The organism is Granulicatella sp. WM01, from assembly GCF_004570605.1.
Taxonomy (GTDB): Bacteria; Bacillota; Bacilli; order Lactobacillales; family Aerococcaceae; genus WM01.
In genome coordinates, this window is sequence record NZ_SPPB01000104.1 from 1 (window position 1) to 2,190 (window position 2,190).

The 2,190-nt window shown below is 29.9% G+C and carries 6 protein-coding genes and 1 pseudogene; 5 read left to right on the top strand and 2 right to left on the bottom strand.

The genetic code is table 11. The features are described from left to right. Positions 1 to 463: helix-turn-helix transcriptional regulator (locus tag E4T68_RS08620; protein WP_228099295.1), on the bottom strand; the 463-nt coding region annotated here is incomplete at its 3' end. 186 nt (positions 464 to 649) lie between these two features. Between E4T68_RS08620 and E4T68_RS08625 the strand changes: the two genes are divergently transcribed. From E4T68_RS08625 to E4T68_RS09380, 5 genes are read left to right on the top strand one after another with little or no spacing between them, the layout of a single operon-like run. Beyond that, the gene (locus tag E4T68_RS08625) at positions 650 to 958 is read left to right on the top strand and encodes a hypothetical protein (protein WP_135126007.1); all 309 of its coding nucleotides are present in this window, start codon (positions 650 to 652) and stop codon (positions 956 to 958) included. Positions 959 to 988: 30 nt separating this feature from the next. After that, the gene (locus E4T68_RS09375) at positions 989 to 1,165 is read left to right on the top strand and encodes a hypothetical protein (RefSeq protein WP_167753875.1); all 177 of its coding nucleotides are present in this window, start codon (positions 989 to 991) and stop codon (positions 1,163 to 1,165) included. A 40-nt stretch (positions 1,166 to 1,205) separates the two neighbouring features. Continuing rightward, complete coding sequence (locus E4T68_RS08630) at positions 1,206 to 1,409, top strand: helix-turn-helix transcriptional regulator (protein ID WP_135126009.1); 204 nt, start codon at positions 1,206 to 1,208, stop codon at positions 1,407 to 1,409. Between the two features lie 27 nt (positions 1,410 to 1,436). Further along, positions 1,437 to 1,661 carry a hypothetical protein gene (locus E4T68_RS08635; protein WP_135126011.1) on the top strand — a complete coding sequence of 75 codons (225 nt, stop codon included), beginning with the start codon at positions 1,437 to 1,439 and terminating at the stop codon, positions 1,659 to 1,661. 27 nt (positions 1,662 to 1,688) lie between these two features. Next, complete coding sequence (locus E4T68_RS09380) at positions 1,689 to 1,844, top strand: hypothetical protein (RefSeq protein ID WP_167753876.1); 156 nt, start codon at positions 1,689 to 1,691, stop codon at positions 1,842 to 1,844. 162 nt (positions 1,845 to 2,006) lie between these two features. Here the strand turns inward: E4T68_RS09380 and E4T68_RS09665 are convergent. Beyond that, a pseudogene (locus E4T68_RS09665) lies at positions 2,007 to 2,190 on the bottom strand (IS30 family transposase); the annotation flags it as partial.

Here is a 2,190-nt window from a genome sequence, read left to right on the forward strand (position 1 = left end):
CGGTACCTGCACTAATCCCACCGTACAAGTCAATATCACCGTATTCAGTAATATTAGTATTATTAGACACATATGATGTTGAACGTTCTTTTATTTCATTTATATTGGTGATATTTGATTTACGGTTTTGTTCTTTTAGTTGTTTTTTTGCAGTATCTAGCACAACTTGTTGTCTATCTTCATGCAGTTGTGTGGAAGTATCTATGATTGATTGTAATGTTTTGGAAAATGCTGCTTCATCATTTTTTCTTTTTTCTACTAAATCTGATTTGCTTATTTTAAAATAGTTTGCTAACGTTTCTATTTTATCTATTCTTGGATATGTTTTAGCGTTTATCCAATCAGATACAGTCATGTATTTTAGATTCAAGTCAAAGCATAATTTATTTCTATCAATATTATATTTTTTCATATAATACTTTATGTTTTGTGCCATAACTTCTTTGTTTCCTAATGACATCATAACACCTCCTATTCAAATATGAATAACATTTTACGCTTTTACCGTAAAAAAGTAAAGGAAAACCGTAAAAAACAAAATAATTATAAAAAAACAGAAATAAAGCTGTTGACAACACGGTTAAACCGTGATATTATATGTGTGTAAGGTTAGTACAGAGGTTTACACGAAAAAGAAAGGAGATAACGAATGTCAAACATAGAAGTAGCAGAAATATGTAACGGTGAGGGTGATATATGTTATGTTGAGTTTATAAATTATATTTCTGGAGCCACAGAAATTTTGGATATAGACGAAATTAAAAAAATACAGTCAGAGATAATGACTGTATTAAGTAATAACGGTTTGACAGTGCAATCAGGGGAGTATGTATTACGGACAATACTAAAACAAATAAAAAATAAAATTAATAAAGAAAAAACTATATTTAACGAAAAGTTAAACGAACACCTTGACAAAATCAATGCAAATAGAATAGAAACTGTTTTAGAGATTTAGATGTTATTATAAAATAAGGAGACGTATATAATGGAACCTAGAATAAAAATAGACATAGAAATTATAAACGAACTGAAAGAGTTAATTGGAGATATTCAATTAACTATGATTGAAATAAATAAAAAGATAGAAAAATTGAATACATTTCAGTTGGAAATCACAACTGAAACAGTGTATGAAAGAAACAAAAAAGAAAAATTAGTCTAAACTTTGCGGGAGACAGAGAATAAAATGAGGAGGTGATAAAATGAAAATGACTTTAAAGATGTTACGAGCAAGAGATAACTTAACTCAAAAAGAAGCAGCACATTTAATTGGAATATCTCCAGATACGTGGAGTAAATGGGAAAATGCAAAGTCTTTTCCAGACGTCCAGAAATTAAAAGTCATTGAAGAAAAATTTAATATTAAATATGATGATATTATTTTTTTAAGTAGAATCACGGTTTAACCGTACTTTAACAAAAGGAGTGAAAAAATGGAAATATCAAAAGCAATCAAAGAAGCAAAAATAAAAAATGTGGGGATACGGCGTAGTTCATGGCTAAAAGATTATATAGTTATCCCCACTAATTCAGAAGTGTGTTGCATTATTGGACCAACTAGAGACAAAAAATTGTTAGCTCCACGTTGGAATCCTACGTCAGACGAACTAACGGCTGACGATTGGGAAGTAACTACTAAAAAAATGGTATGGCACTAAACGAACATTTTTGAAAGGAGTGAAAAAATGGAAATACCAAAAAATAGCTTAGAACAAATAGCCCTCAACGAATTGTTAAAGGGCATAAGTGAAATTTTGGAAAGATTAGATGTCATTGAAAAAAATCTTTTTCAATCTCACGAACAGTTAATTCACGATGAATCAACTGAAAAGTTAAATTAATAAAATTTTCTCGAATTGTAAAGCCAAGTGCAACAGTACATGAAAAATACTAAAGTCACAGTCTATGTCTGTGTGCGACATAGTTGTTTTGTAATGGAATAGGTGTAACGGTCAAGGTATTAGCGTAGCGAGCCTTTACGGTTACACCTATTCTGTTATAGTTTATGTCGTTGCACACAAACGATTAAACATAGTATGAGGTGTATCATAGTCTAGTATACGTCTAGGTCTATTATTTAACGCATTTTGTATAGTTGTTATCATTTGAATAGGTACTAAATTAAATGATTTTCCCTTTGGTAAAAATTCTCGAATTAAACCATTGTGATTTTCATTAGTCCCTCGT